We start from the raw sequence: 21,840 nt of genomic DNA, 5'->3' as shown, positions 1-21,840 counted from the left end.
GAAGGGTGCTAACTATTGCAAGCACTCTGCTAGCACTAGTGCCCGAAGATCAGATCGGAGACGGTGTAGATCGCCAGGCCTGCGATGGAACCGACGACGGTGCCGTTGATCCGGATGAACTGCAGGTCTCGTCCGACCTGCAGTTCGATCTTCCTGCTCGCTTCCTCGGCGTCCCAGCGCGCGACGGTGTCGCCGATGATCGTCGTGATCTCGTCTGCGTAGTTGGCAGCGATGTAACGGGCCCCACCCAGCAGCCAACCGTCCGCTTTTCCGCGCAATTCGTCGTCGTCGCGCAGTCGAATGCCGAAGTTGGCCGTGTTCTCCTTGATCTTGTTGCGCAAAGTACTCGTCGGATCGTCCACCGACTCGGTGATCAGACGCTTTGCCACCTTCCACGTCGACGCGGCGAGCCCGGTGATCTCCTCGCGGCCCATGATCTGTGCCTTGAGCTTCTCGGCCTTCTCGATGGTGGCCGGATCGTTCTGCAGATCGTTGGCGTAGTCGACGAGGAACTTGTTCGCCGCCAGGCGCACCTCGTGTTCGGGATTGGAGCGGATCTTCCACGTGAACTCGACGAGTTCCTTGTAGACCTTCTCCCCCAGCAGCGTGTCGACGAACTTCGGCGACCAGTTGGGCGAGTCCCGGGCGACGACACGATCGATCATTTCCTGGCTGCCCAGTGCCCACTGATGAGCGCGCTCGGCCAGCATGTCGATCAGCGGGAGCTGACGATTCTCGCGAAGCAGCTCGTCGAGGATGCGGCCGATCGGCGGCCCCCATTGCGGATCGGCCAGTCGGCGCACGATGGTGCTGTCGATGACGGCGGTGATGTCCTCGTCGTTGAGCACGTCGACCACGCCGTGCAGCACCGTTGCCGCCTCGGCCGCCACCCGTTCCGCATTGTCGGGTTGGGCGAGCCAGGTGCCGAGTCGCAACGGCACCTGGGCCGACGCGACCTTCTCCGAGACGACCTCGGGCGCGAGGAAGTTGCTACCGACGAACGAGCTCAGGCTGGCACCGAGCTGGTCCTTCTTCTTCTTGATCAGGGCCGTGTGCGGAATCGGAATGCCCAGCGGATGCTTGAACAGGGCCGTCACCGCGAACCAGTCCGCCAGCGCGCCCACCATGCCTGCCTCCGACGCCGCTCGGACGTACCCCACCCATGCCCCGGCCCCGGTGGATTCCTGCCAGCGGCAGAAAAGATAGACGATCGAGGCGAAGACGAGGAATCCCGTCGCGACGGTTTTCATCTTGCGGAGGTCGCGACGCTTGGTCTCGTCGTCGAAGTTCATGAGCTGCACACCCGACATTGTGCCCAGAATCGCAACCGATCAACCGGGCACGGCCCCCTCCTGTGTCGTACCCGACGCATAAGGTGGGTGACGTGGTGAAAAATAGTGCGGCGGCAGCCTCGGAGGACGCCCCCGAGGCGGACGCGGACAAGCCCAAGATCGAGAAGCCGGACGGCCGCAAGCGTCGATGGCGAGAGCACAAGATTGCCCGACGCGAGGAGCTCGTCGACGGTACGTTGGCCGCGATCCGGCTGCGTGGTCGCGAGATCGGGATGGACGAGATCGCGTCGGAGATCGGTATCTCGAAGACGGTGCTCTATCGGTATTTCACCGACAAGAACGATCTGACCAGCGCGACGATGTCCCGGTACGTCGAAACCACCCTCGCGCCGCGCATCTACTCCGCGATCTCCCACGAGCTCGACGAGTACGAGCTGACCCGGGTGGTGGTGACCGCCTACGTCGAGACGGTGGCCACCGATCCCGAGGTGTACCTCTACGTGATGGCCAACAACGCCGGCAACAACCGGGACGTGGTGGCCGAGTCCGAGCGCATGATCGCCGAACTCCTCTCCACCGTGTTGGGTGAGCGGCTGCGCCAACGTGAGATGGATTCGGGCGGCTCGGTGCCGTGGGCGTTCGCCATCGTCGGCGCAGTCCAGTTGGCCACGCACTGGTGGATCTCGAACAAGTCCATGTCCGCCGACGACCTGATCGACTACCTCTGCATGATGATGTGGGGCGGCATCCACGGCGTGGCCATGGCCGACGGCTCACCGGCCAAGTTCAAGTCGCAGCCGCATCCTCTGGTGGACGACGAGCCGGGTAAGTCCTAGCGCTCGTCGTATTCGTCGTCGAGCGGAACTTCGGTGCGTTGTTCGATGACGTCCGTGGCGTCGGCCTCGACGGGGAGATCGCCCGCATCCGGCTCGTCCGGTTCGTCCGCGATCGGCAGATTCTGCTCGACGCGATCCTCGGTCGGAGATTCGATCGGTGATTCGCTCATGTGTCCATTCGTACCACTGCCGCGCACACGGTTCTCGTTTGAAAGTCGATCGCGCCGGTAATCCGAACGAGCATGAGCAACGAAACATTGTCCGGACGCCGCATTGCCGTTCTCGCCACCGACGGTGTAGAGCAGGTCGAGTTGGTGCAGCCCCGTGAAGCCGTCGAAAATGCCGGTGGCACAGTCACATTGGTGTCGCTCGATCATGGCGACATCCAAGCCATGAACAGCGACGTGAACGCAGGCGACACGTTCAGTGTCGACAAGATCGCGGGCGAGGTATCGGTCGACGACTTCGACGCATTGATCCTGCCCGGCGGCACCACGAATCCCGATCAATTGCGCGTGGATGCGGACGCAGTGGAGTTCGTGCGTGCGTTCGTTCAGGCGCGCAAACCGGTCGGAGTCATCTGCCACGGCGCGTGGACGTTGGCCGAAGCAGACGTACTGAAAGGCCGCACGCTGACGTCCTACCCGAGCATTCGGACCGACCTTCGTAACGCCGGTGCGACTGTCGTCGACGAGGAAGTGGTCGTGGACGGCAATCTGGTGTCGAGCCGCAACCCCGACGACCTGCCTGCCTTCTGCGCGAAGATCGTGGAGCACTTCCGCGCTTGATAGGTTAGCGTGCCCTATGCGCATTTCTCGATCTCTGGCCCTGCCTGCGGCAGCCGTGGCCCTCGCCCTGACCCTGACCGCGTGCGGATCCGGTAATTCCGACGACGGCGACCCGGCCGATTCGGCTGCTGCGGGCACCGTCGTCACCGACATGTTCGGGGAGGTCGAGGTGCCGGCCGACCCCCAGCGAGTAGTTGCGCTCGGCTGGTCCGACGCCGAAACCGCATTGGCTCTCGGCGTGCAGCCCGTCGGAGCCAGTGACTGGCTCGGCGTCGGCGGCAACGGCCTCGGCCCCTGGGTCACCGAAAAGTACGACACCGACCCGACGATCCTGGCCACCTACGACATCGACGTCGAATCGGTCGCCGCCCTGGCACCGGACCTGATCCTGTGGACCAGGAGCACCAACGACAAGGCCGTGTACGACCAGCTGTCCGACATCGCCCCCACTGTCGCGGCACCTCCGGGAACCGACGTCGCCTACGGCACCACATGGGACGGGCAGACCGAGATCGTCGCCGAGGCGCTCGGAAAAGTCGACGAAGGCAAGAAGCTGATCGACGACACCAAGACCCAATTCGCCGAGACCGTGGCTGCCAACCCGGAATTCGCCGGCAAGTCCGTCGCCGTCGGCACGCTGTACAGCGGCCAGAGCGGGGCCTACGTACGCGGCGACACCCGAGTCGACTTCCTCGAAGCACTCGGACTGACGAACGCCCCGGCCATCCAGGACCTCGCCCAACCCGGGAAGTTCAGCGTCGACCTCTCCGAGGAGAACATCGCGAACCTCGACGCCGACCTGACGGTCATGTTCCCCATCGGCAGCGGACCCGAGGTCATCACCGAGAACCCGCTCATCCAGGGACTGCCATCGGCCCGCGACGGACGCCTCGTCGTGCTCGGTGACACCGACCTGTCCAACGCATTCTCGGCCGCCTCGGTCGCGGGAACCCGATATGCACTGGACAACGCAGTGCCACTGTTCGCAGCACCACTGAAGGCCTAGCTCACACCCGCCCGGGAGGGCTTGCGACACTCTTCCCGGGCGGGCTTGTCACGTTCTTCCCGGGGGCTTGTCACACTCTCCCGGGCGGGAAGCCACCCGCGGCGATCGGGCCCCAGGTGTCGATCGTGATGCGGATCAACGACTTTCCCTGCTTCACCATCGCCGCGCGGTACTCGTCCCAGTCCGAGTGCTCGCCGGCGATGCTGCGGAAGTACTCCACCAGAGGCTCGACGGCGTCGGGGAGATCGATGATCTCGGCCGTCCCGTCGACCTGGACGTAGTCGCCGTTCCAGTCGTCGCTGTGCACCAACACGGTGACGGCCGGCGTGCGGCGGATGTTGTGCACCTTGGCGCGCTCGGGGTAGGTGGCGATGACGATGCGGCCTTCCGAGTCCACGCCTGCGGACACCGGGGAGACCTGCAGACCGTCGTCGCGCTTACGCGTGATCAGGGTGTGGTGGTGCCGCGGAGATACGAATTCGAGCAGTTGCTCACGCGACACAGTCTCGGCTTTTGCGATGGTAGGGGCCATGAATCCCATGGTAGAGAAGTAGTCTTCCGCCTATGGCCGACAAGTCGAAACTGTGGACGCTCTCTCCCGTCGATGTGCTGCGCGCCAGTGCCTCTCCTCGTGTGGAGGACATCGATTTCACCGCCACTCCGGGGTTCGACGGCGCGAAAGCACACGGCAACGACGTCCTCGAGCAGCGCGGTGCGGTCCTTGCGGCGCTCCAGGAAAAGCTCTATGCCCACGGGCGCGCAGGCGGCACCAAGTCGGTTCTGCTCGTGCTGCAGGGCATGGACACTGCGGGCAAGGGCGGCATGGTCAAGCACGTCATCGGGATGGTCGATCCGCAGGGCGTCGACCTCGCGTCGTTCGGGGTACCGACCCAGGAGGAGAAGCAACACCACTACCTGTGGCGCATCCGCAAAGCTCTTCCGCGCGCAGGCCGAATCGGGGTGTTCGATCGGTCCCATTACGAGGACGTTCTCGTCGTCGCGGTCCACGACCTCGTGCCACGGCAGGTGTGGGAGAAGCGATTCGACGAGATCAACGCCTTCGAGAAGGAGTTGGTCGACGAGGACACGGTCGTCGTCAAGGTGGCCTTGTTCGTCTCGGCCGACGAACAGAAGAAGCGACTGCAGGAACGGCTGGATCGACCCGAGAAGCACTGGAAGTACAACCCGGGCGACGTCACCGAGCGTGGTTTCCTGCCGCAGTACCGGACGGCGTATCAGCGGGTTCTCGATCGCACGGATACCGACCACGCACCGTGGTACGTCGTCCCGTCCGACCGCAAGTGGTACAGCAGACTGGCCGTCACGGAAATTCTCATCGACGCGCTCGAAAAGCTCGATCTCGATTGGCCCGCAGCCGATTTCGATGTCGAACACGAGAAGAAGCGGCTGGCCGAGAGCTGAACCCCCTCCGAAGGCGTGAATGGTCCATCGACCCCCGTCTGGGCAGGTCGATGGACCATTCACGCGTCCAAGGAGAGAGTTACAGCGTGGCTGCGTCGATCACGAAGCGGTAGCGCACGTCGGACTTGACGACGCGGTCGTATGCCTCGTTGATCTTCTCGGCCGGGATGACCTCGATCTCGGCACCGATGTGGTGCTCGGCGCAGAAGTCCAGCATTTCCTGGGTCTCGGCGATGCCGCCGACCATCGAGCCCGCGAACGAGCGACGGTTGGTCAACAGGGCGAATGCCGGGATCTCGAGGGGCTTCTCGGGAACACCGAGCTCGACGAGGGTGCCGTTGCGGGCCAGCAGTCCCAGGTACTTGCCCATGGGCAGGTTGGCCGAGACGGTGTTGAGGATCAGGTCGAACTTGCCCTGCAGATCCTTGAGCGCGGTGGTGTCCTTGGTGGCGTAGTACTCGTCGGCACCGTAGGCCTTGCCGTCTGCTTCTTTCGCATCCGTCTGGCTCAGCACGGTGACGTGCGCGCCCATGGCGTGAGCGATCTTGACGCCGATGTGGCCGAGGCCGCCCATACCGATGATGGCGACCTTCTTGTCGGGGCCGGCTCCCCAGTGCTTGAGGGGCGAGTACAGCGTGATGCCTGCGCACAGCAGCGGCGCTGCGACGTCGAGTTCGACGCCTTCCGGGATTCCGAGGACGAACTTCTCGGTGACGACGATCTGGGTGGAGTAGCCGCCGTTGGTGAACTCACCCTCGTAGGTGGTGGAGTTGTACGTCTGGACGACGCCCTTGGTGCAGTACTGCTCGTCGCCGTCGAGACATGCCTCGCACTTGCCGCAGGAGTCGACGAAGCAGCCGACGCCCACGCGGTCGCCGACCTTGCGGGTGGTCACCTCGGAGCCGACCTCGGCCACGATGCCGGCGATCTCGTGTCCGGGAACGACGGGGTAAGTGGTGCCGCCCCACTCGTTTCGGGCGGTGTGGATGTCGGAGTGGCAGATGCCCGCGAACTTGACGTCGATGAGGATGTCGTGCGGTCCGACTGCACGTCGCTCGATCGTCGCCTTCTCGAGCGGAGCGTCCGGAGCGGTGGCCTGGTAAGCGGTAGCTGAAGTCATGTCTACATTGCTACCTACGCATCTGTGTAAGCGCAACACAGCTACCGCTGCGACCAGGCTATTCCTGCTCCGGACGAGTCGTTCGCAACAGTAACGTCAGCTGTTCTTGGCGATATTGACGCCGAGCCATCCAACATACGCTGCCAGACCGACCAGTCCGATCTTGCGGGTCTTGGGGTACGCGATCGCCACGCCGACGGCCAGTTCGGTGGCCCCGTTACGACTGATCCAGGTTCGAGTGTCCTTGGGGAACGGAAGCTTGGTGATTCCCTCGAAGGCCTCCGGCACCACGAAATGGGCCGCGCCTGTTGCGGCCAACCCGATTCCGAATGCCTTGGGCACCAGACCGTTCGACTTCTTGGACTTGCTCACTGACATGCTCCCTGGGATCGATGGATTTGCACCGGCAGACCGACAATAGCGCTCGGCAAGCCGCTGCGCGGCGACCCGCCCGAGACGCCCACTACTTTGCTACGCGGCCGTTCTCGTAGCGGTAGAACCCGGCCCCGGTCTTCTTGCCCGTCTGTCCCGCCTCGACCATGCGCAGCAACAGCGGCGGTGCCGCGAACAGCGGCTCGTCGAATTCCGAATACATGGAGTCGGCAATGGACTTGACGGTGTCGAGACCTACGAGATCCGCGAGCGCGAGCGGTCCCATCGGGTGCGCCAAACCCAGAACCGTCGCTTTGTCGACGTCTTCCTTGGTGGCGAATCCCGACTCGACCATGCGGATCGCCGAGAGCAGATACGGAACGAGAAGTGCGTTGACGACGAAGCCCGAGCGATCTGCGGATCGCACCACCTGCTTGCCGAGAACATCTCCGGCGAAGGCTTCGGCGCGGTCGGCCACCGCATCGGACGTTGTGCTCGTGGTGACCAGCTCGACGAGCGGCAATACCGGAACCGGATTGAAGAAATGAAGTCCGACGACGCGCTGCGGTGCCGTGGTGGCCGACGCGAGCGTCGTGATCGGAATAGACGAAGTGTTGGACGCGAGCACGGCATTCGCGTCGGACACCACCGCATCGAGTTCTGCGAATATTGCCGACTTGATCTCTTCGTCCTCGAGGACTGCTTCGACGACGAGTTGACGGTCTGCGAAGTCCGCGAGGTCGCAGGTGAACCGCAACCGGGAGGCGGCGTGTTCTCGTTCGCGCTCGGTGATCTTGCCGCTGCTCACTCCGCGGTCCAGTGATCGCAGGATGCGGCTGCGGCCGGCCGTCGCCAGTTCGCGCGTCTGTTCGTAGACCGCCACGTCGACGTGCGCGCGGGCGCAGACCTCTGCGATTCCCGCACCCATCTGTCCGGCTCCGACGATCCCCACCCTCTCGACCGTCACAGCAAACTCCTAGCGAATAATGTTGCAGCACAACAGCTTAAAGCGAGATGAGGGTAACTCTTCCGGGGTACGCCCAGAACCCAGGCGATACAAATCAGGCGGCCCGCAGCGAAACGCTGGGGCCGCCTGACTAGTGCGCTGAAGATCCGGGGAGGCGGGCTAGCTCAGTGGAACTGGCCTTCTTCGGTGGAGCCCTTCAGAGCTGCCGTCGAGGTGTTGGGGTCGACGGTGGTGGCGATGCGGTCGAAGTAGCCCGCGCCGACCTCACGCTGGTGCTTGATGGCGGTGAAGCCACGCTCTTCTGCAGCCTTGAACTCGCGCTCCTGCAGATCGACGAACGCGGTCATGCCTTCGCGGGCGTAGCCGTGTGCCAGGTCGAACATGCCGTAGTTGAGCGAGTGGAAGCCCGCGAGGGTGATGAACTGGAACTTGAAGCCCATGGCGCCGAGTTCCTTCTGGAACTTCGCGATGGTGGCGTCGTCCAGGTGTGCCTTCCAGTTGAACGAAGGCGAGCAGTTGTAGGCGAGCAGCTGGTCCGGGAATTCGCTGCGAACCGACTCGGAGAACTTCTTGGCGACCTCGAGGTCCGGGACGCCGGTCTCCATCCAGATGAGGTCTGCGTACGGTGCGTAGGCCTTGGCGCGAGCGATGCAGGGCTCGATGCCGTTCTTGACGCCGAAGAAGCCTTCTGCGGTGCGGGTTCCGTCGAGGAACTCGCGGTCACGCTCGTCGACGTCGGAGGTGATCAGCGTGGCTGCCTCGGCGTCGGTGCGGGCGATGATGACCGAGGGGACGTCGGCGACGTCCGAGGCCAGACGGGCGGAGGTCAGGGTGCGGATGTGCTGCTGGGTGGGGATGAGCACCTTGCCACCGAGGTGGCCGCACTTCTTCTCCGACGCGAGCTGGTCTTCCCAGTGCACACCGGCAGCGCCGGCCACGATCATGGCCTTCTGCAGCTCGTATGCGTTCAGTGCGCCACCGAAGCCTGCTTCGGCGTCGGCCACGATGGGTGCAACCCAGTTCTTGACGGACGTGTCGCCCTCGATCTTGGCGATCTCGTCGGCGCGCAGGAGTGCGTTGTTGATGCGACGGACGACCGACGGAACCGAGTTGGCCGGGTAGAGGCTCTGGTCCGGGTAGGTGTGGCCCGAGAGGTTGGCGTCACCGGCGACCTGCCAGCCGGAGAGGTAGATCGCCTGGAGGCCGGCGCGAATCTGCTGCACGGCCTGGTTGCCGGTGAGGGCACCGAGCGAGTTGATGTAGTCCTCGTTGTTGACGAGATCCCACAGGATCTCGCTGCCGCGGCGAGCGAGTGTGGCTTCTTCGACCACAGTGCCCTGGAGGTCGGAGACCTGCTGCGCGGTGAAGTTACGGGTGACGCCCTTCCAGCGCGGGTTGGTGTCCCAATCCTGCTGAATCTCGGCGGTGGTCTTCGGGGTGCCGGTGGTCGACATCGGAGCTCCAGTCTCTTCTCTGCTTCTCGGCCTGCCGCGAGACGAATCTTCACATCGTTGCCAGGCCCTTCTGGTGTACTCCAAAACAATGGCACACCCGAAAACAGGCGTCTACCAGTTGTTAGTGCCAATCTTGGCTAGCTTTCCAGAGCCCTTTGCTAAGTCTGCGAATTTTTGGGGCTCGCATACCTCGCTGATCGGGCGGCGTGGTTACTCGTCGGTAGCGACGAATCCCCAGTTGGTGAACGGAATGAACAAAATTCTTTACGGGACGCTTGTACGGTTTGAATCGGGCGTCTGAATCGAGTCAGAAAACGGCTTGGTAGTGATGGACGTCACACACGCTTTGTCTCACGATGTGGACGCTGCACAAGGTGCTCCACTCGCGATCTCTCGTTGGAGAATCCCCCGTGCGAGTGCGTCGAGTGGAGCAGGAATTGCACCATCCACAAGCCATCGGCCATGCACAGGCCATTCCATTTCCCCAGGTCGACCGATCAACACCTCACAACGACACACCGATGCTCCAGCCATGACACACCACAACCCCACAGGTCGTTCCGCAGGCTCCACTCTCACCCCCGCAGGTCATTCCGCAGGCTCCACTCCCACCTCCGCAGGCTCCACTCCCACCACTTGGAGGGATCTCGTCGACGCAGGGATTCACCCCAGCACCATCTCGCGTCGCTTCACCCGCGTCCTGCCGACGGTCCATATGCGCGGGGAGCCGTCGACGATGGACCGTTGTCGGGCGATCACGCTGTGGCGACCCGACGCCGTCCTCAGTCATCGATCGGCCGCGTACCTGCGCGGCTGGACCACCGAACCGACAATGCTCGACGCCACCGTCCCCCGAACTGCGCGGCTGCGACCTCCGTCATGGCTTCGGCTGCACCGCCGCGATATGGACTCCACGCTCGTCGACGAGGTCGCGGCGCTGCCCTGCACCATCTCTGCGCAGACGATGCTCGATTGCCTGGCGCTACTCCCCCGCCCCGATTCCGAGTTGCTGATCGACGAGCGCCTGAAGTTCGGAATGGACCCGGCTTCGCTGCTCTGCCTACTCGACCGATTCCCGGGTCGGCACGGGAACGTCGAGCTGGCTCGTCCGGTGCGGCTCGCGGTATCGAGATTTGCGTCGGAGCCCGAGCGCGCCCTGGGCCGCGCAGTGCATCGACTCGGCCTGCGCCTGGAAATGAACGCTTCAGTCGGTCCGTTCGTGTGTGATTTCGTCGACCGCCGCAGCCGAACGATCATCGAAGTCGACGGTCGCGAATTCCACAGTGCAGCAGCCGTATTCAGCAAGGATCGCCGACGACAGAACGCGCTGGTCCTCGATGGCTGGTTGGTGCTGCGCTACTCGGCATTCGACGTGCTCACTGCACCCGATCGCGTTGCGGGCGAGATCGCAGCGGTAATTCGACGACGACGGGCATCGCGGCGATGACTGCACACAATGCTCCACTCGCTGGGGCCGCACACGGGATTCATCGCGCCCGCCCCAGGGAGTGGAGCATCAGTTGCATCCGGCCGGTCGCAGTGGCCGACCCGGCGCTGAATGCACGAAATGCTCCACTTCCCGAGGCGAGCACGAGATTCATCGCGCCTGTCCCGGGAAGTGGAGCATCAGTTGCAGAGAAGGCTCAGATGCGAATGCCGGAGCGTTCGTCGCTGGAGGCCACTACTCGCGAGGTGACCGGTGCCCGGCGCGACGCGATGACCCCCAGCGCACCCATGGCGGCGATCACGAGTCCGCCGACGATGGCGAACAGGTCCGCGGCCAGCAATCCGGAGGGGAAGACCATCAGCGCGGGTGAGACGGCGAGCAACACACCGAGGCCGACGTGAGTCCAGTGACTCTGCCTGGACGCGGATCCGATGGCCCAGAGCGCCGACGATGCCGCGAGGATGCCGAGCACCAGGATGGCTCCGGTGACTTCTTGGTCGCCCTGGACGGGAAGCCAGACGGTGGAGGCGACCAGAACGGCTCCGGTGACGAAGACGACGACGTCCCTGACGATTTCCGATGTGCGCTGACGATTGGACATGACCGCTCCTCGAGGTGCGTGGTGAATAGCTCGTATATCGGTATACGCCTTTACTTCGGCTAATGTTCCCGACGGTCACCGAATCGTGACCCAGCAGCTAGTTGCGAACGGTGTTAAGGCAATTCTTCGCAGGCGTAGCCTGGCAACCGTGTCCAAGACTTTCGTCGGCGTTCGCCTTCGGCAGCTCCGCAGCGAACGCAGCATGAGCCAGGTATCTCTGGCGCAGAAGCTCGGTATCTCGGCCAGCTATCTCAACCAGATCGAGCACGACGTACGCCCGTTGACGGTTCCGGTACTGCTGCGGATCTCGGAGGTCTTCGGCGTCGACACCTCGTTCTTCTCCTCGGAGGACGACACCAGGTTGGTTGCCGAGTTGCGCGAAGTCGCACTCGATCAGGACATGGGCATCGATGCCGATCCGCACGAGATCGCGCAGATGGTCAGCTCGCACCCACAGCTGGCTCGGGCAATGGTCAATATGCATCGCCGATACCGCAATACGACGGCTCAGCTGTTGGCAGCGACCGAGGAACGATTCTCCGACGGCAGCGGCAGCGGCTCGATCAGCAAGCCGCACGAAGAGGTGCGCGACTACTTCTATCAACGACAGAACTATCTGCACGAATTGGATACCGCCGCAGAGGCATTGACATCGCGGATCCGGTTCCATCGCGCCGACGTGGGCGGTGAGATCGCGAAGCGGTTGCGCACGGTGCACGACGTGCAGATCGTCAATCGCATCGACCTCGGTGAGAACGTGCTGCATCGGTTCGACCCGCAGACGCGGGTGTTGGAGATTTCTCCTCACCTCTCCGGCGGGCAGAAGGTGTTCAAGTTCGCCGCCGAGCTCGCGTATCTCGAATGCGGTGATCTGTTGAACAAGATGGCCGACGAGGGAAACTTCACGAGCGAGGCGTCGAAGAAATTGGCGGTGCTCGGGTTCGCCAACTATTTCGCGGCCGCGACGGTGTTGCCGTATCACCAGTTCCACGATGTCGCCGAGGATTTCCGATACGACATCGAGCGGCTGTCGGCCTTCTTCTCGGTGAGTTACGAGACCATCTGCCACCGACTCTCCACGCTGCAGCGCCCCGAGATGCGCGGTGTGCCGTTCTCGTTCGTCCGGGTCGATCGCGCCGGCAACATGTCTAAACGACAGTCCGCCACCGGCTTTCACTTCTCCTCCAGCGGCGGCACGTGCCCGCTGTGGAACGTGTACGAGACGTTCGCGTATCCCGGCAAGATCATGACGCAGATCGCCGAGATGCCCGACGGCCGCAACTACCTGTGGATCGCGCGGACGGTGGAACGCCGCGCCGCTCGATACGGGCAGCCCGGCAAGACTTTTGCCATCGGCCTCGGTTGCGAACTGCGCCATGCCGGACGGCTCGTCTATGCCGATGGACTGGACGTGCAGGGCTCGGCGGTCGCAACTCCGATCGGAGCGGGTTGCCGGGTCTGCGAACGCTCGAACTGCCCGCAGCGTGCGTTTCCGCCGCTCGGCAAGGATCTCGACATAGACGAGCACCGAAGCTCGGTGTCCCCGTACCTCGTTCGCTGAGTAGAAAGAGAATTTCCATGACCCGAATCGGCGTTGTACTCCGGCCCGAGATCGCACCGGAGGCGCTGGTCGACGCGGCTCGCGCAGCCGATGCCGCGGGCGTCGACGAGGTCTGGCTGTGGGAAGACTGCTTCTTCTCCGGCGGGCTGTCCACTGCTGCACTGATTCTCGCGAGCACCGATCGCGTGAACGTCGGCATCGGGGTGTTGCCCACTCCGATGCGGAACGTCGCGTCGACGGCCATGGAGATCGCGACCGTCGCTCGGGTCCATCCGGGCCGGCTCCGCGTGGGGCTCGGCCACGGCGTCCAGTCGTGGATGGGCCAGATCGGCGCGCGAGTGCAGTCTCCGCTGACGTTGCTCGACGAGCAGATGACGGCGCTCACCGCGCTGTTGGCGGGCGAGAGCGTCACCGTGCAGGGTCGGTACGTCTCGCTCGACAATGTGCAGCTCGATTGGCCTCCGCTGCAGGCACCTCCACTGCTCGTCGGGGCGACAGGCCCGAAAACCCTTGCTCTGAGCGGCCGCAGGAGTGTCGGCACCATTCTCACGAGCGAGACGGACCCGGATCAGCTGCGGACTGCTGTCGGGCATATCGCCGCGGGGCCGGGGCACGACATCGTCGTCTATGTCGCCGTCGGATCCGACTCCGATGCCGCCATGAGCAATCTGCAGCGCTGGATCGATGCGGGCGCGACCACTGTCGTACTCGAACCGACTGCAGAACAACCGGATCCGACCCCACTGTTCGCGCACGCCGCGTCCTTGACGGCGGAGTTCGGAGCCCGGTAACCAGCAGTCTCACCCAAAGGCTGACACTAGCGCTCCCGCAGATAGCGTCCCGCGTCGGCGAATGCGCGTGCTCGACGCGTCAGCGTGGGTGGCGCAGCGGGTTCGCCTCGCCACAGGCGGTAGAGCGTGCTCATGCTGAGGATGAGTCGCTCCGGCGAATCCCAGTGCGCGTAATGGCCGAATTCGGGTGATTTGAGCAGGTTCAGGGCGGCCTCGGTGGAGCCGAGGCCCGCGTCGAAGCACGCTCGTCCGGCCTCGCCGACCCAGGTCCAGTAGCTGCGCACGGCGCGTATTTCGTCGGTGCCGCACAGGGGGCCGTGGCCGGGAACGTACACGTCGGCGTCGAGTTCGAGGAGGTGGTCGAGGGCGTCGATCCAGTTTTGCAGCGGGCCGTGCCACAGCACCGGGGTGGCGTCGATGAAGAGCAGGTCGCCCGCGAACACGACCCCCACGTCCGGGAGGTGAGCGATGAGATCGCCTTCGGTGTGCGCCGGACCGAGGTAGCGCAGGTGAACCAGTCGTCCTGCGACATCGATGGTTTCGGTGGTTTCGAAGGTGTGATCAGGCAGCCGGGGCAGCGCCGACGGAAACAGCGCATCGCCGCGAACACGGTCCATGTAGGAGCCCATCGCACCGATCGGTCCCGGCACCCAGCCGACTGCCTTGCCGAAGGACGCGAATGCGGATACACCCTTCGGCGGAGTCTCCTCCTTCATCGCGTGCAGCGACGCCGCACTGGTGGTGATGCGTGCGGAGGCGGGCACGCTGTCGTTACCCCACCAGTGATCACCGTCCGAATGCGTGTTGAGGACCTCGGTGATCGGTGCGGCGGCAACCAACTCGGCCGTGTCGGCGGCAACCCTCTCGGCCCAGTTCACGTCCCAGACGGTGTCGATCAGCATCGACGCCGAACCGGGTGCCACGACGAGCCCGGTGTTGGTCTGCCCCCAACTGCCCGGCGGACGCATGAAGGCCCAGGTATCGTCGGCGATCTGCTGGTATCCCACCTCGGTGTTTCGCACTGCCACAGGCTATCCGCTGAGCATCTCCTGCAGTCCACCATTCCACTGGCGCTCCGGAAAACATCGACCCAATACCTCCAGCATGATGGGAACAGCGGTGGAGGCGCCGGGCGATGCGCCGAGCACGGCGGCGATGGAGCCGTCCCGCGACGCGATCACCTCCGTGCCGAAACGCAATTGCCCGTTCACGACGATCTGGGCGCGCTGTCCGGCGGGGACCACGGACCAGTCCGACGGGTCGGCATTCGGTACGAATTGGCGCAACGCAGCGATCTTCTTGGCTCGGGTGGCCGTCAATTCCGACAGCAGCAGACCTATCAACGGCGTGTTGTTGCCTGCCATCGACAGCAGTGACCCGATGTTGTGCCGGTCGATCGACGTCGGGAAGTCGAGCCACGATCCATGTTTCAGAAACCGAGGATTCGCGCCGGCGTACGGTCCGAAAAGTATGGACCGCCGCCCGTCGACGATGCGGGTGTCGAGATGGGGCACCGACATCGGAGGCGCTCCGATGGGCGGAGTTCCATAGACCTTCGCGTCGTGTCTGTCGACCACCTCGGGCCGATCACAACGCAAGAACTGCCCGCTGATCGGTAGTAGTCCGTAACCGCGGGCCTCGGGAATCCCTGCTGTGCGCAACAGCTTCAGAGCCCAGCCACCGGCACCGACGAACACGAAGCGCGCGCGCTCGATCGATCGGCCACCGCGCACTCGCAGGGACCAGGATCCGTCCCGTTCCTGACTCATCCCGGTCACCTCCCGCCCGGTCTCCACGCGCGCACCACGTCCACTCATGTCCCCCAGCAACTGCCGCGTCAGTGCACCGAAGTCGACGTCGGTTCCGGTCGCATCTCGGGTGGCGGCCCAGTCGCCTGTTCGTCCCGCCGACACCAGCGGTGCCCACTCGTCCAGTACCGCAGCATCTTCGGTGTACTCCATGGCTCGAAACAGCGGATGCGCGGTCAACGCTCGATGCCTGGCCTGCAGCGATCGGACGTTCTCCGCCCCCTGCACCAGGGTCATGTGCGGCACCGAACGTACGAAGCTGGTGTCGGCCAGCGTCGACCAGAAGCGTCGCGTCACGGCGAACTGCTCGGCGATCGCGACGGCCCGGTCGATATCGACGGAGCCGTCGACTCTCTCCGTCGTGTAGTTGGTTTCGCACAGGCCGGCGTGGCCGGTCCCGGCATTGTTCCACCCGTCGGAGGCTTCCATCGCTACCTCGGGCAATCGTTCGAGGACCCGAATCGACCAGGTCGGCTCCACACGTTGCAGCAGCGTGCCGAGCGTCGCGCTCATCACCCCACCGCCGACGAGGATGACGTCATCCATCGCGCACCCCTCTCTCGTACTAAGTACAAGTCACGCTAACACCGACTCGTACGCCTGTATAGTTCTGCCGGTGCCTCGCTTGACCAGGACTGCCGTCGTCGACGCCGCGCTCGAAGTCGCGTACCGACGCGGACTCGACTCGCTCACCATCCGCAAGATCGCCACCGAACTCGGTGTCTCTCCCATGGCGATCTACTGGCATGTGAAGAACAAGGACGAACTAGTCGACGCCATGGGCGACCGCGTCTGCCAGGATCTCGAGATCACCGTCGATCCCACGGCGACGTGGTGGGAGCAACTGCGCACCGTGCTCGAGGACTTCATGCGCGCCTTGCGCGCACATCCCGGAGCAGCGACCATCGTCGTTCCACGAATGCTGTTCTCCCCCAACAGCAGAGCGGCGATGGAGCTCAGCCTGAAACTTCTCGGCGAGGCCGGCTTCTCCCTGTCCGACGCCACCCAGCTGGCCCGTCACGGCGTTCGAGTCGCCATTTCGTTGATCACGGAGCCGCTGTTCACGGGTGTCGAAGTCGAGCCGGAGCGTCGGGCACACGTCGAACACGAGGTGGCGGAAACGATGGACTCCCTCCATCCCGACGAGTTTCCCAATATCCTCGCCGCAGCCTCGTATCTGAGCGACGTCAGCGCGCGGACGGCGTTCGAGAAGCTCGGGCTGGACACCTACATCGCCGGTGTCAGGGCCCTGGCCGAGGAGACGGACGTTTCGTCCTGATTACTAGCATCGTCGTGTACATCTTGTCGGGTGGCAAAGTCTCGCCCGTGGGTGCAGGCTTTGCAGAACCGAAATAGTCGACGCTAGGGGTTGTGATGACGGTGCCTGTCCTGCAGAACTACATCGACGGGGCATTCGTGACGCCCTCGGGTACCGAGATGCTCGATGTCGTCAGTCCGGTGGACGAGTCGGTGGTCGCCCGAGCCCCGATTTCCGATGCTGCCGATGTCGACGCCGCAATGTCGGCTGCCGCCAAAGCTTTCGAGACCTGGGGCAAGACGACTCCGAGTGAGCGGCAGAAGGTACTGCTGAAGCTCGCCGATGCCATCGAGGCCCACAGCGACGAGATCGTCGAGGCGCAGAGTCGTAACACCGGTCAGCCAAAGGCCACCATCTCCGCCGAGGAAGTCACCGTCGGAGCAGATCAGATTCGGTTCTTCGCCGGGGCAGCACGGATGCTCGAAGGCAAGTCGGCCGGCGAGTACATGGACGGGTTCACCTCGTACGTACGCCGCGAGCCGATCGGCGTCGTGGGGCAGGTGACGCCGTGGAATTACCCGTTCATGATGGCGATCTGGAAGATCGGGCCTGCCCTCGCGGCCGGCAACACCGTCGTCCTCAAGCCGAGCGACACCACCCCCGAGAGCACCCTGGTGCTGGCGAAATTGTCCAAGGGCATCGTCCCCGACGGCGTGCTGAACATCGTGCTCGGCAACGGCGGCACCGGCGCCGCCATCGTCGAGCACAAGACGCCCGGCCTGGTCTCGATCACCGGTTCGGTGCGGGCAGGCATCGCCGTCGCCGTCGCCGCTGCCAAGCAGCTCAAGCGCGCGCACCTCGAACTGGGCGGCAAGGCACCGGCCATCGTGTTCGACGACGTCGACATCACCATGGCCGCCGACGGCATTGCCGAGGCCGCGTTCTTCAACGCCGGCCAGGACTGCACGGCGGTCACTCGCGTGTTGGTACACGAGTCGGTACACGACTCGCTCGTCGACGCACTCGTCGCCAAGGCGAAGACACTGAAGGTCGGATTGCCCGACGACCCCGACACCTTCCTCGGCCCACTGAACAACGTCAACCACTTCGGCCAGGTCAGCTCCAAGGTCGACGGTATCGGCGCGCACGCCACCATCGTCACCGGCGGAAAGCGCATCGGCGACAAGGGATTCTTCTACGAGCCCACGATCATCACGGGCGTGCAGCAAGCCGATCCCATCGTGCAGGAGGAGACGTTCGGCCCGGTGCTGACGGTGCAGAAGTTCTCCGACGAGGCAGAGGCGATCGAACTTGCCAATGACGTCGACTTCGGTCTCGCGTCGAGCGTCTGGACGTCCGATCATGCTCGCACGCTTCGCATTTCGGCGGCTCTGGACTTCGGTGCCGTCTGGGTCAACTGCCACATCCCGTTGGTGGCCGAGATGCCGCACGGTGGCTTCAAGTACTCCGGTTACGGCAAGGACCTCTCGGCCTACGGCGTGGACGATTACACCCGCATCAAGCACGTGATGAGCTCGACGGAGACCATCGCATGACACTTCATCCCCTGGACCCACTCTCGAGCGACGAGTTCTCCGCCGTCGCCGAGGTTCTGGGCCGGGAACACGGTGTCGGCGACGGGTGGCGATTCGCCTCGATCGAGATGATCGAACCGTCCAAGTCCGAGGTCGCCGCGTTCGATGCGGACGGTACCGTCCCCGCCCGTCGCGCAGTCTCGGTGGTGTTGAACCGCGCCGAGAACAGCACGTTCAAGGCCGTGGTGTCACTGGACAACAGGAGCACCGAATCCTGGACCCACATCCCGGACGTGCAGCCCAACTTCACCGTCGACGAGTGGGAAGAGGCCGACGCGGCGCTGCGTGCACACCCCGATGTGATTGCCGCGCTTGCCGATCGCGGGATCACCGATCTCGATCTCGTGTTCATGGACACCTGGACGTACGGCGAGGCGGTGACGCCCGAGAAGTACAAGGGTCGACGCCTGGGCTGGTCCGACACGTGGGTCAAAGCCGCAGAGGGTGCCAATCCGTACGCGGGGCCGGTGGGCGGCTTCCACTGCGTCATCGACGCCAACACGATGGAACTGCTCGAAATCGAGGACACCTACCGCGTCGAGCGGCCGGAGATCATGGGCGAGTATGTACCCCGCCATATTCCGGAGCGCATCCGCAACGCCAGCAGCCGTCCGCCGCTGAAGCCACTCGAGATCACCCAGCCGGACGGCCCGTCGTTCGAGCTGGACGGCAACAAGCTGACGTGGCAGAACTGGTCGCTGCGTGTGGGGTTCAACTACCGCGAGGGCATGACGCTGCACGCGGTCACCTACGACGACAACGGGAACACGCGATCCGTCGCGAACCGAATGTCGTTCGCGGAGATGGTCGTTCCGTATCGTGACCACACCGAGGACCACTATCGGCGCACCGCATTCGACATCGGCGAGTGGGGCCTGGGCTTCATGACCACCTCGCTCGAGCTCGGCTGCGATTGCCTCGGTGAGATCCGGTACCTCGATGCCGTGCTGCACAACAGCAAAGGCGAGCCGTACACGATCACCAACGCGATCTGCATCCACGAGGAAGACAACGCGGTGCTGTGGAAGCACGTCGATCACGACGCCGGGGCAGAGGTGCGTCGGATGCGCCGTCTCACCGTCAGCTTCCACGCCACCGTCGCCAACTACGAGTATCTCGTCTACTGGCGCTTCTATCAGGACGGCAACATCGAGTGCGAGGTGCGCGCCACCGGCATCATGGTCGTCACCCACTTCGAGGAGGGCGGCACTCATCCGTCGGGCACGCTGATCGACAATCGCACGTATGCGCCGTACCACCAGCACTTCCTGGTCGCCCGGCTCGATCTGGACATCGACGGCACCGAGAACACCGTCTATTCCAGCCAGACCCAGATGGTTCCGATGGGTCCCGACAATCCGTACGGCCTCGCCCTGACGCAGGTGAACACCCCGCTCACCACCGAGTCCGAGGGCAAGCAGGATTACGACTGGAACACGCAGAAGGCGTGGAAGGTGGTCAACGACAACGTCACCAACGGTCTCGGTACCCGGCCGGCGTACAAGTTGGTTCCCGGCTCGGCGATTCCGGCGATGTTCGACCCGGCGTCGCCCATCTTCCAGCGTTCGCAGGTGATCGGTCACACCGTGTGGGTCACGCCCAATTCACCCGACGAGCGTTGGCCCAGTGGCGAGTTCGTCAATCAGAGTGGCGTCGACCACGGCCTCCCCGAGTGGACCGAGAAGAACCGTTCGATCGAGAACACCGATGTGGTGGTCTGGTACACCTTCGGCATCCATCACATCACCAGGCCCGAGGACTGGCCGGTGATGCCGTCCGACACCGTCTCGTTCTGGCTCAAGCCTTTCGGCTTCTTCGACCGCAACCCCTCACTCGACGTCGCACCGTCGGAGCCGAAGCACTGCCACACCGATCCCGGCAGCACCTGTCACTGACTGGCGCGACCTGACGGCAGCGAGGACCGACAACGAAGCGAAGCGGCGCGTAGCTCACCTGAGCTACGCGCCGCTTCGCTGTGTTGAAATGACCGGGCCTTGCGTCCGGCCTAGGAGCTGTGTCCGGCCTACGAACTACGTCGGACCTCGAACTGCTCGCCGACGACAGCAGTCTGCGATTCGGTGACGCAATCCAGGCGTCCGTCCAGACGCAGCGAGACGTTGTACTCACCCGGCTTGAGCGCGAACGTGCTGATCGTGATGCTTGTCGCGTTGTCTTCCACGACGACGCGTGGGCTCAGCGACAGCATGCCGTTGTGCAGGACCTCGCATACCTGACCCGGAAAAACGTTGTCCACATCGACGGTGATGGTTCTGGGGCCGCCCAGAACCTCGATCGTGGGAGTGCTCGACCCTACGAGTCTGAGGTAGCTCTTTTCTCTGCGCACGGTCTCGACTTCCCTGTTTGCATGCTCCACCGGAAGGTGGACGCCCGACACGGTCTCGTTGGTACTTCGTGGCGCGACGGAGGACGGATTGGTATTACACGTCGTCATCGCCGTCCACCCGAGCCTCCCTTTACATCGAACGTGCATCCGTCCGCGTTACCGAAACCGCCGCCGAACAGCACCCCTACAGCCGCAACACCGGGAAATCGCGATGTCATCGGTCAGAACATACCCTCCGGCCTGCAAATCTGCGAAACGGAGACGGTCCAACCGAAGCCTTTACGCATCCTTGCACCCTGTAACAGATCGTGCGACACATTCGAGACCCAATTCATTCGTCCGTATCGAAAGCCCGCTGCTCGGCCAGCTCGGCGGCATGCTCGGCCTTTCGCTGCCGGAGCTGATGCATCTTCACACCCACGACTACGGCAGCCAGGCCCACGGGTGCACCTATTGCGGCTCCGATCGCGACAGACCCGAGGTCACCGCCACCGTAATGAGCAAGCAGACGAATCATTGCGCCGCCGCCGGTGAGAAAAAGCAGCACGCCCGCCAATGCGATTCGAGCGCGCCGGAGTTCCTGCGAGGTGTACATGTCGATCCCCCGCGCGCGGCCGTATGCCAACACCACGTTCGCGACGGCCGTCAGAGCCACGAAGATTCCCAATGCCACCCAGGCCCCGGTGACACCCGCCGCGAAGGGCAGTACAGCGCCGACGATCATTCCGATCCACAGCAGGGATTGGAATCCGACGGCCGAGGCCTCGTTCCAGATGTCGCGTTGTAGTTCGTCGGCGTAGAAGTCGTCGTCCAGGTCTCCCACGAAGCGGGCAGCTTTGGTGAATGCGCTCATGTTCGTTTCCCTTCGTCGTCGCCGAACAGTGTTTCGACTGTCGTGTCGAGTGCTCGGGCCAGTCGCAGTGCCAGGTACACGCTCGGTGCGTAGTCGCCGCCCTCGACGGAGACGATGCTCTGCCGGCTGACTCCGCAGATTGTGCCGAGTTCGGCCTGCGTGATGCGTGCCTGTTTGCGGTGCGCGCGAACGTTGTTGGATCCGGGCATGACAGAAAGTCAACTCTGCTTGTCACAGAATGTCAAGCAGTCTTGTCATTGGCTCGCCTTTACCTACTCGTAACGCGCGAAACAGACTCGTCACCGCAGAAAATACCAACGCAATA

Annotated in this window: 23 protein-coding genes; 10 read left to right on the top strand and 13 right to left on the bottom strand. The window is 63.9% G+C overall.

Translation table 11 applies throughout. The annotated features are described in order from the left end of the window. Window positions 1–35 precede the first annotated feature (35 nt). A complete protein-coding gene (locus J2X62_RS21200; protein ID WP_027498395.1) occupies window positions 36–1,310 on the bottom strand; it encodes a DUF445 domain-containing protein in 1,275 nt (424 codons plus the stop codon). 140 nt (window positions 1,311–1,450) lie between these two features. Here J2X62_RS21200 and J2X62_RS21195 point away from each other — a divergent pair, with 140 nt between their 5' ends. Next, a complete protein-coding gene (locus J2X62_RS21195; protein WP_228139367.1) occupies window positions 1,451–2,128 on the top strand; it encodes a TetR/AcrR family transcriptional regulator in 678 nt (225 codons plus the stop codon). Here the strand turns inward: J2X62_RS21195 and J2X62_RS21190 are convergent. Next, complete coding sequence (locus tag J2X62_RS21190) at window positions 2,125–2,298, bottom strand: hypothetical protein (RefSeq protein WP_167326064.1); 174 nt, start codon at window positions 2,296–2,298, stop codon at window positions 2,125–2,127. The two genes, J2X62_RS21195 and J2X62_RS21190, sit on opposite strands and share 4 nt — an antisense overlap. Before the next feature lie 72 nt (window positions 2,299–2,370). On the opposite strand from J2X62_RS21190, the gene J2X62_RS21185 reads away from it, so the two are divergent. Together J2X62_RS21185 and J2X62_RS21180 are read left to right on the top strand one after the other, a co-directional pair. Further along, on the top strand, window positions 2,371–2,916 hold the full coding sequence (locus J2X62_RS21185; RefSeq protein ID WP_176456693.1) for a type 1 glutamine amidotransferase domain-containing protein: 546 nt from the start codon (window positions 2,371–2,373) through the stop codon (window positions 2,914–2,916). Window positions 2,917–2,932: 16 nt separating this feature from the next. Beyond that, window positions 2,933–3,922: an iron-siderophore ABC transporter substrate-binding protein gene (locus J2X62_RS21180; RefSeq protein WP_032365179.1), complete on the top strand. Its 990-nt coding sequence runs from the start codon at window positions 2,933–2,935 to the stop codon at window positions 3,920–3,922. A 70-nt stretch (window positions 3,923–3,992) separates the two neighbouring features. Here J2X62_RS21180 and J2X62_RS21175 read toward each other — a convergent pair whose 3' ends face one another. Then, a complete protein-coding gene (locus J2X62_RS21175; RefSeq protein ID WP_027498399.1) occupies window positions 3,993–4,454 on the bottom strand; it encodes a PPOX class F420-dependent oxidoreductase in 462 nt (153 codons plus the stop codon). 32 nt (window positions 4,455–4,486) lie between these two features. On the opposite strand from J2X62_RS21175, the gene J2X62_RS21170 reads away from it, so the two are divergent. Then, window positions 4,487–5,344 carry a PPK2 family polyphosphate kinase gene (locus tag J2X62_RS21170; RefSeq protein WP_032365178.1) on the top strand — a complete coding sequence of 286 codons (858 nt, stop codon included), beginning with the start codon at window positions 4,487–4,489 and terminating at the stop codon, window positions 5,342–5,344. A 79-nt stretch (window positions 5,345–5,423) separates the two neighbouring features. Here J2X62_RS21170 and J2X62_RS21165 read toward each other — a convergent pair whose 3' ends face one another. The 4 genes from J2X62_RS21165 to aceA form a co-directional block, all read right to left on the bottom strand. Then, on the bottom strand, window positions 5,424–6,464 hold the full coding sequence (locus tag J2X62_RS21165) for an NAD(P)-dependent alcohol dehydrogenase (protein ID WP_032365177.1): 1,041 nt from the start codon (window positions 6,462–6,464) through the stop codon (window positions 5,424–5,426). Window positions 6,465–6,560: 96 nt separating this feature from the next. Further along, window positions 6,561–6,842, bottom strand: a complete 282-nt coding sequence (locus J2X62_RS21160) for a hypothetical protein (protein WP_205914000.1) — start codon at window positions 6,840–6,842, stop codon at window positions 6,561–6,563. 85 nt (window positions 6,843–6,927) lie between these two features. Beyond that, window positions 6,928–7,803, bottom strand: coding sequence for a 3-hydroxybutyryl-CoA dehydrogenase (locus tag J2X62_RS21155; RefSeq protein ID WP_201011077.1), 876 nt, complete (start codon window positions 7,801–7,803; stop codon window positions 6,928–6,930). A gap of 164 nt (window positions 7,804–7,967) precedes the next feature. After that, window positions 7,968–9,257, bottom strand: coding sequence for an isocitrate lyase (gene aceA, locus J2X62_RS21150; protein WP_027498404.1), 1,290 nt, complete (start codon window positions 9,255–9,257; stop codon window positions 7,968–7,970). 532 nt (window positions 9,258–9,789) lie between these two features. On the opposite strand from aceA, the gene J2X62_RS21145 reads away from it, so the two are divergent. Continuing rightward, window positions 9,790–10,704: a DUF559 domain-containing protein gene (locus J2X62_RS21145; protein ID WP_310183166.1), complete on the top strand. Its 915-nt coding sequence runs from the start codon at window positions 9,790–9,792 to the stop codon at window positions 10,702–10,704. A 196-nt stretch (window positions 10,705–10,900) separates the two neighbouring features. On the opposite strand, the gene J2X62_RS21140 is transcribed toward J2X62_RS21145, so the two are convergent. After that, on the bottom strand, window positions 10,901–11,305 hold the full coding sequence (locus J2X62_RS21140) for a hypothetical protein (protein ID WP_310183165.1): 405 nt from the start codon (window positions 11,303–11,305) through the stop codon (window positions 10,901–10,903). Between the two features lie 148 nt (window positions 11,306–11,453). Here J2X62_RS21140 and ramB point away from each other — a divergent pair, with 148 nt between their 5' ends. Continuing rightward, window positions 11,454–12,866, top strand: coding sequence for an acetate metabolism transcriptional regulator RamB (ramB, locus tag J2X62_RS21135; RefSeq protein WP_027498407.1), 1,413 nt, complete (start codon window positions 11,454–11,456; stop codon window positions 12,864–12,866). 17 nt (window positions 12,867–12,883) lie between these two features. Next, a complete protein-coding gene (locus J2X62_RS21130) occupies window positions 12,884–13,657 on the top strand; it encodes an LLM class flavin-dependent oxidoreductase (RefSeq protein WP_094665574.1) in 774 nt (257 codons plus the stop codon). A gap of 26 nt (window positions 13,658–13,683) precedes the next feature. Here J2X62_RS21130 and J2X62_RS21125 read toward each other — a convergent pair whose 3' ends face one another. Together J2X62_RS21125 and mqo are read right to left on the bottom strand one after the other, a co-directional pair. Then, window positions 13,684–14,679 carry an MBL fold metallo-hydrolase gene (locus J2X62_RS21125; RefSeq protein ID WP_256991889.1) on the bottom strand — a complete coding sequence of 332 codons (996 nt, stop codon included), beginning with the start codon at window positions 14,677–14,679 and terminating at the stop codon, window positions 13,684–13,686. Between the two features lie 9 nt (window positions 14,680–14,688). Then, the gene (mqo, locus tag J2X62_RS21120; protein ID WP_094622762.1) at window positions 14,689–16,011 is read right to left on the bottom strand and encodes a malate dehydrogenase (quinone); all 1,323 of its coding nucleotides are present in this window, start codon (window positions 16,009–16,011) and stop codon (window positions 14,689–14,691) included. Window positions 16,012–16,081: 70 nt separating this feature from the next. Here mqo and J2X62_RS21115 point away from each other — a divergent pair, with 70 nt between their 5' ends. The 3 genes from J2X62_RS21115 to J2X62_RS21105 all read left to right on the top strand — a co-directional run bounded on the left by J2X62_RS21115 (window position 16,082) and on the right by J2X62_RS21105 (window position 20,213). Continuing rightward, window positions 16,082–16,744, top strand: a complete 663-nt coding sequence (locus J2X62_RS21115; RefSeq protein ID WP_222059687.1) for a TetR family transcriptional regulator — start codon at window positions 16,082–16,084, stop codon at window positions 16,742–16,744. Between the two features lie 95 nt (window positions 16,745–16,839). Further along, window positions 16,840–18,279 (top strand): gamma-aminobutyraldehyde dehydrogenase, encoded by a 1,440-nt coding sequence (locus J2X62_RS21110; protein WP_310183161.1) that lies wholly within the window; start codon window positions 16,840–16,842, stop codon window positions 18,277–18,279. Further along, window positions 18,276–20,213 carry a primary-amine oxidase gene (locus J2X62_RS21105; protein WP_310183158.1) on the top strand — a complete coding sequence of 646 codons (1,938 nt, stop codon included), beginning with the start codon at window positions 18,276–18,278 and terminating at the stop codon, window positions 20,211–20,213. The genes J2X62_RS21110 and J2X62_RS21105 overlap by 4 nt, the downstream gene beginning before the upstream one ends. 128 nt (window positions 20,214–20,341) lie before the next feature. Here J2X62_RS21105 and J2X62_RS21100 read toward each other — a convergent pair whose 3' ends face one another. The 3 genes from J2X62_RS21100 to J2X62_RS21090 form a co-directional block, all read right to left on the bottom strand. Beyond that, window positions 20,342–20,770 carry a hypothetical protein gene (locus tag J2X62_RS21100; RefSeq protein WP_310183155.1) on the bottom strand — a complete coding sequence of 143 codons (429 nt, stop codon included), beginning with the start codon at window positions 20,768–20,770 and terminating at the stop codon, window positions 20,342–20,344. Window positions 20,771–20,993: 223 nt separating this feature from the next. Continuing rightward, entirely contained in the window at window positions 20,994–21,515 is a 522-nt protein-coding gene (locus tag J2X62_RS21095) for a hypothetical protein (protein WP_310183152.1), read from the bottom strand. Further along, window positions 21,512–21,724, bottom strand: a complete 213-nt coding sequence (locus J2X62_RS21090) for a helix-turn-helix transcriptional regulator (RefSeq protein ID WP_027498412.1) — start codon at window positions 21,722–21,724, stop codon at window positions 21,512–21,514. The genes J2X62_RS21095 and J2X62_RS21090 overlap by 4 nt, the downstream gene beginning before the upstream one ends. Between the last annotated feature and the right edge of the window lie 116 nt (window positions 21,725–21,840).

It is taken from the genome of Rhodococcus sp. 3258 (assembly GCF_031456475.1).
Lineage (GTDB): Bacteria > Actinomycetota > Actinomycetes > Mycobacteriales > Mycobacteriaceae > Rhodococcoides > Rhodococcoides fascians.
This window is presented reverse-complemented; position numbering and strand designations above follow the sequence as displayed.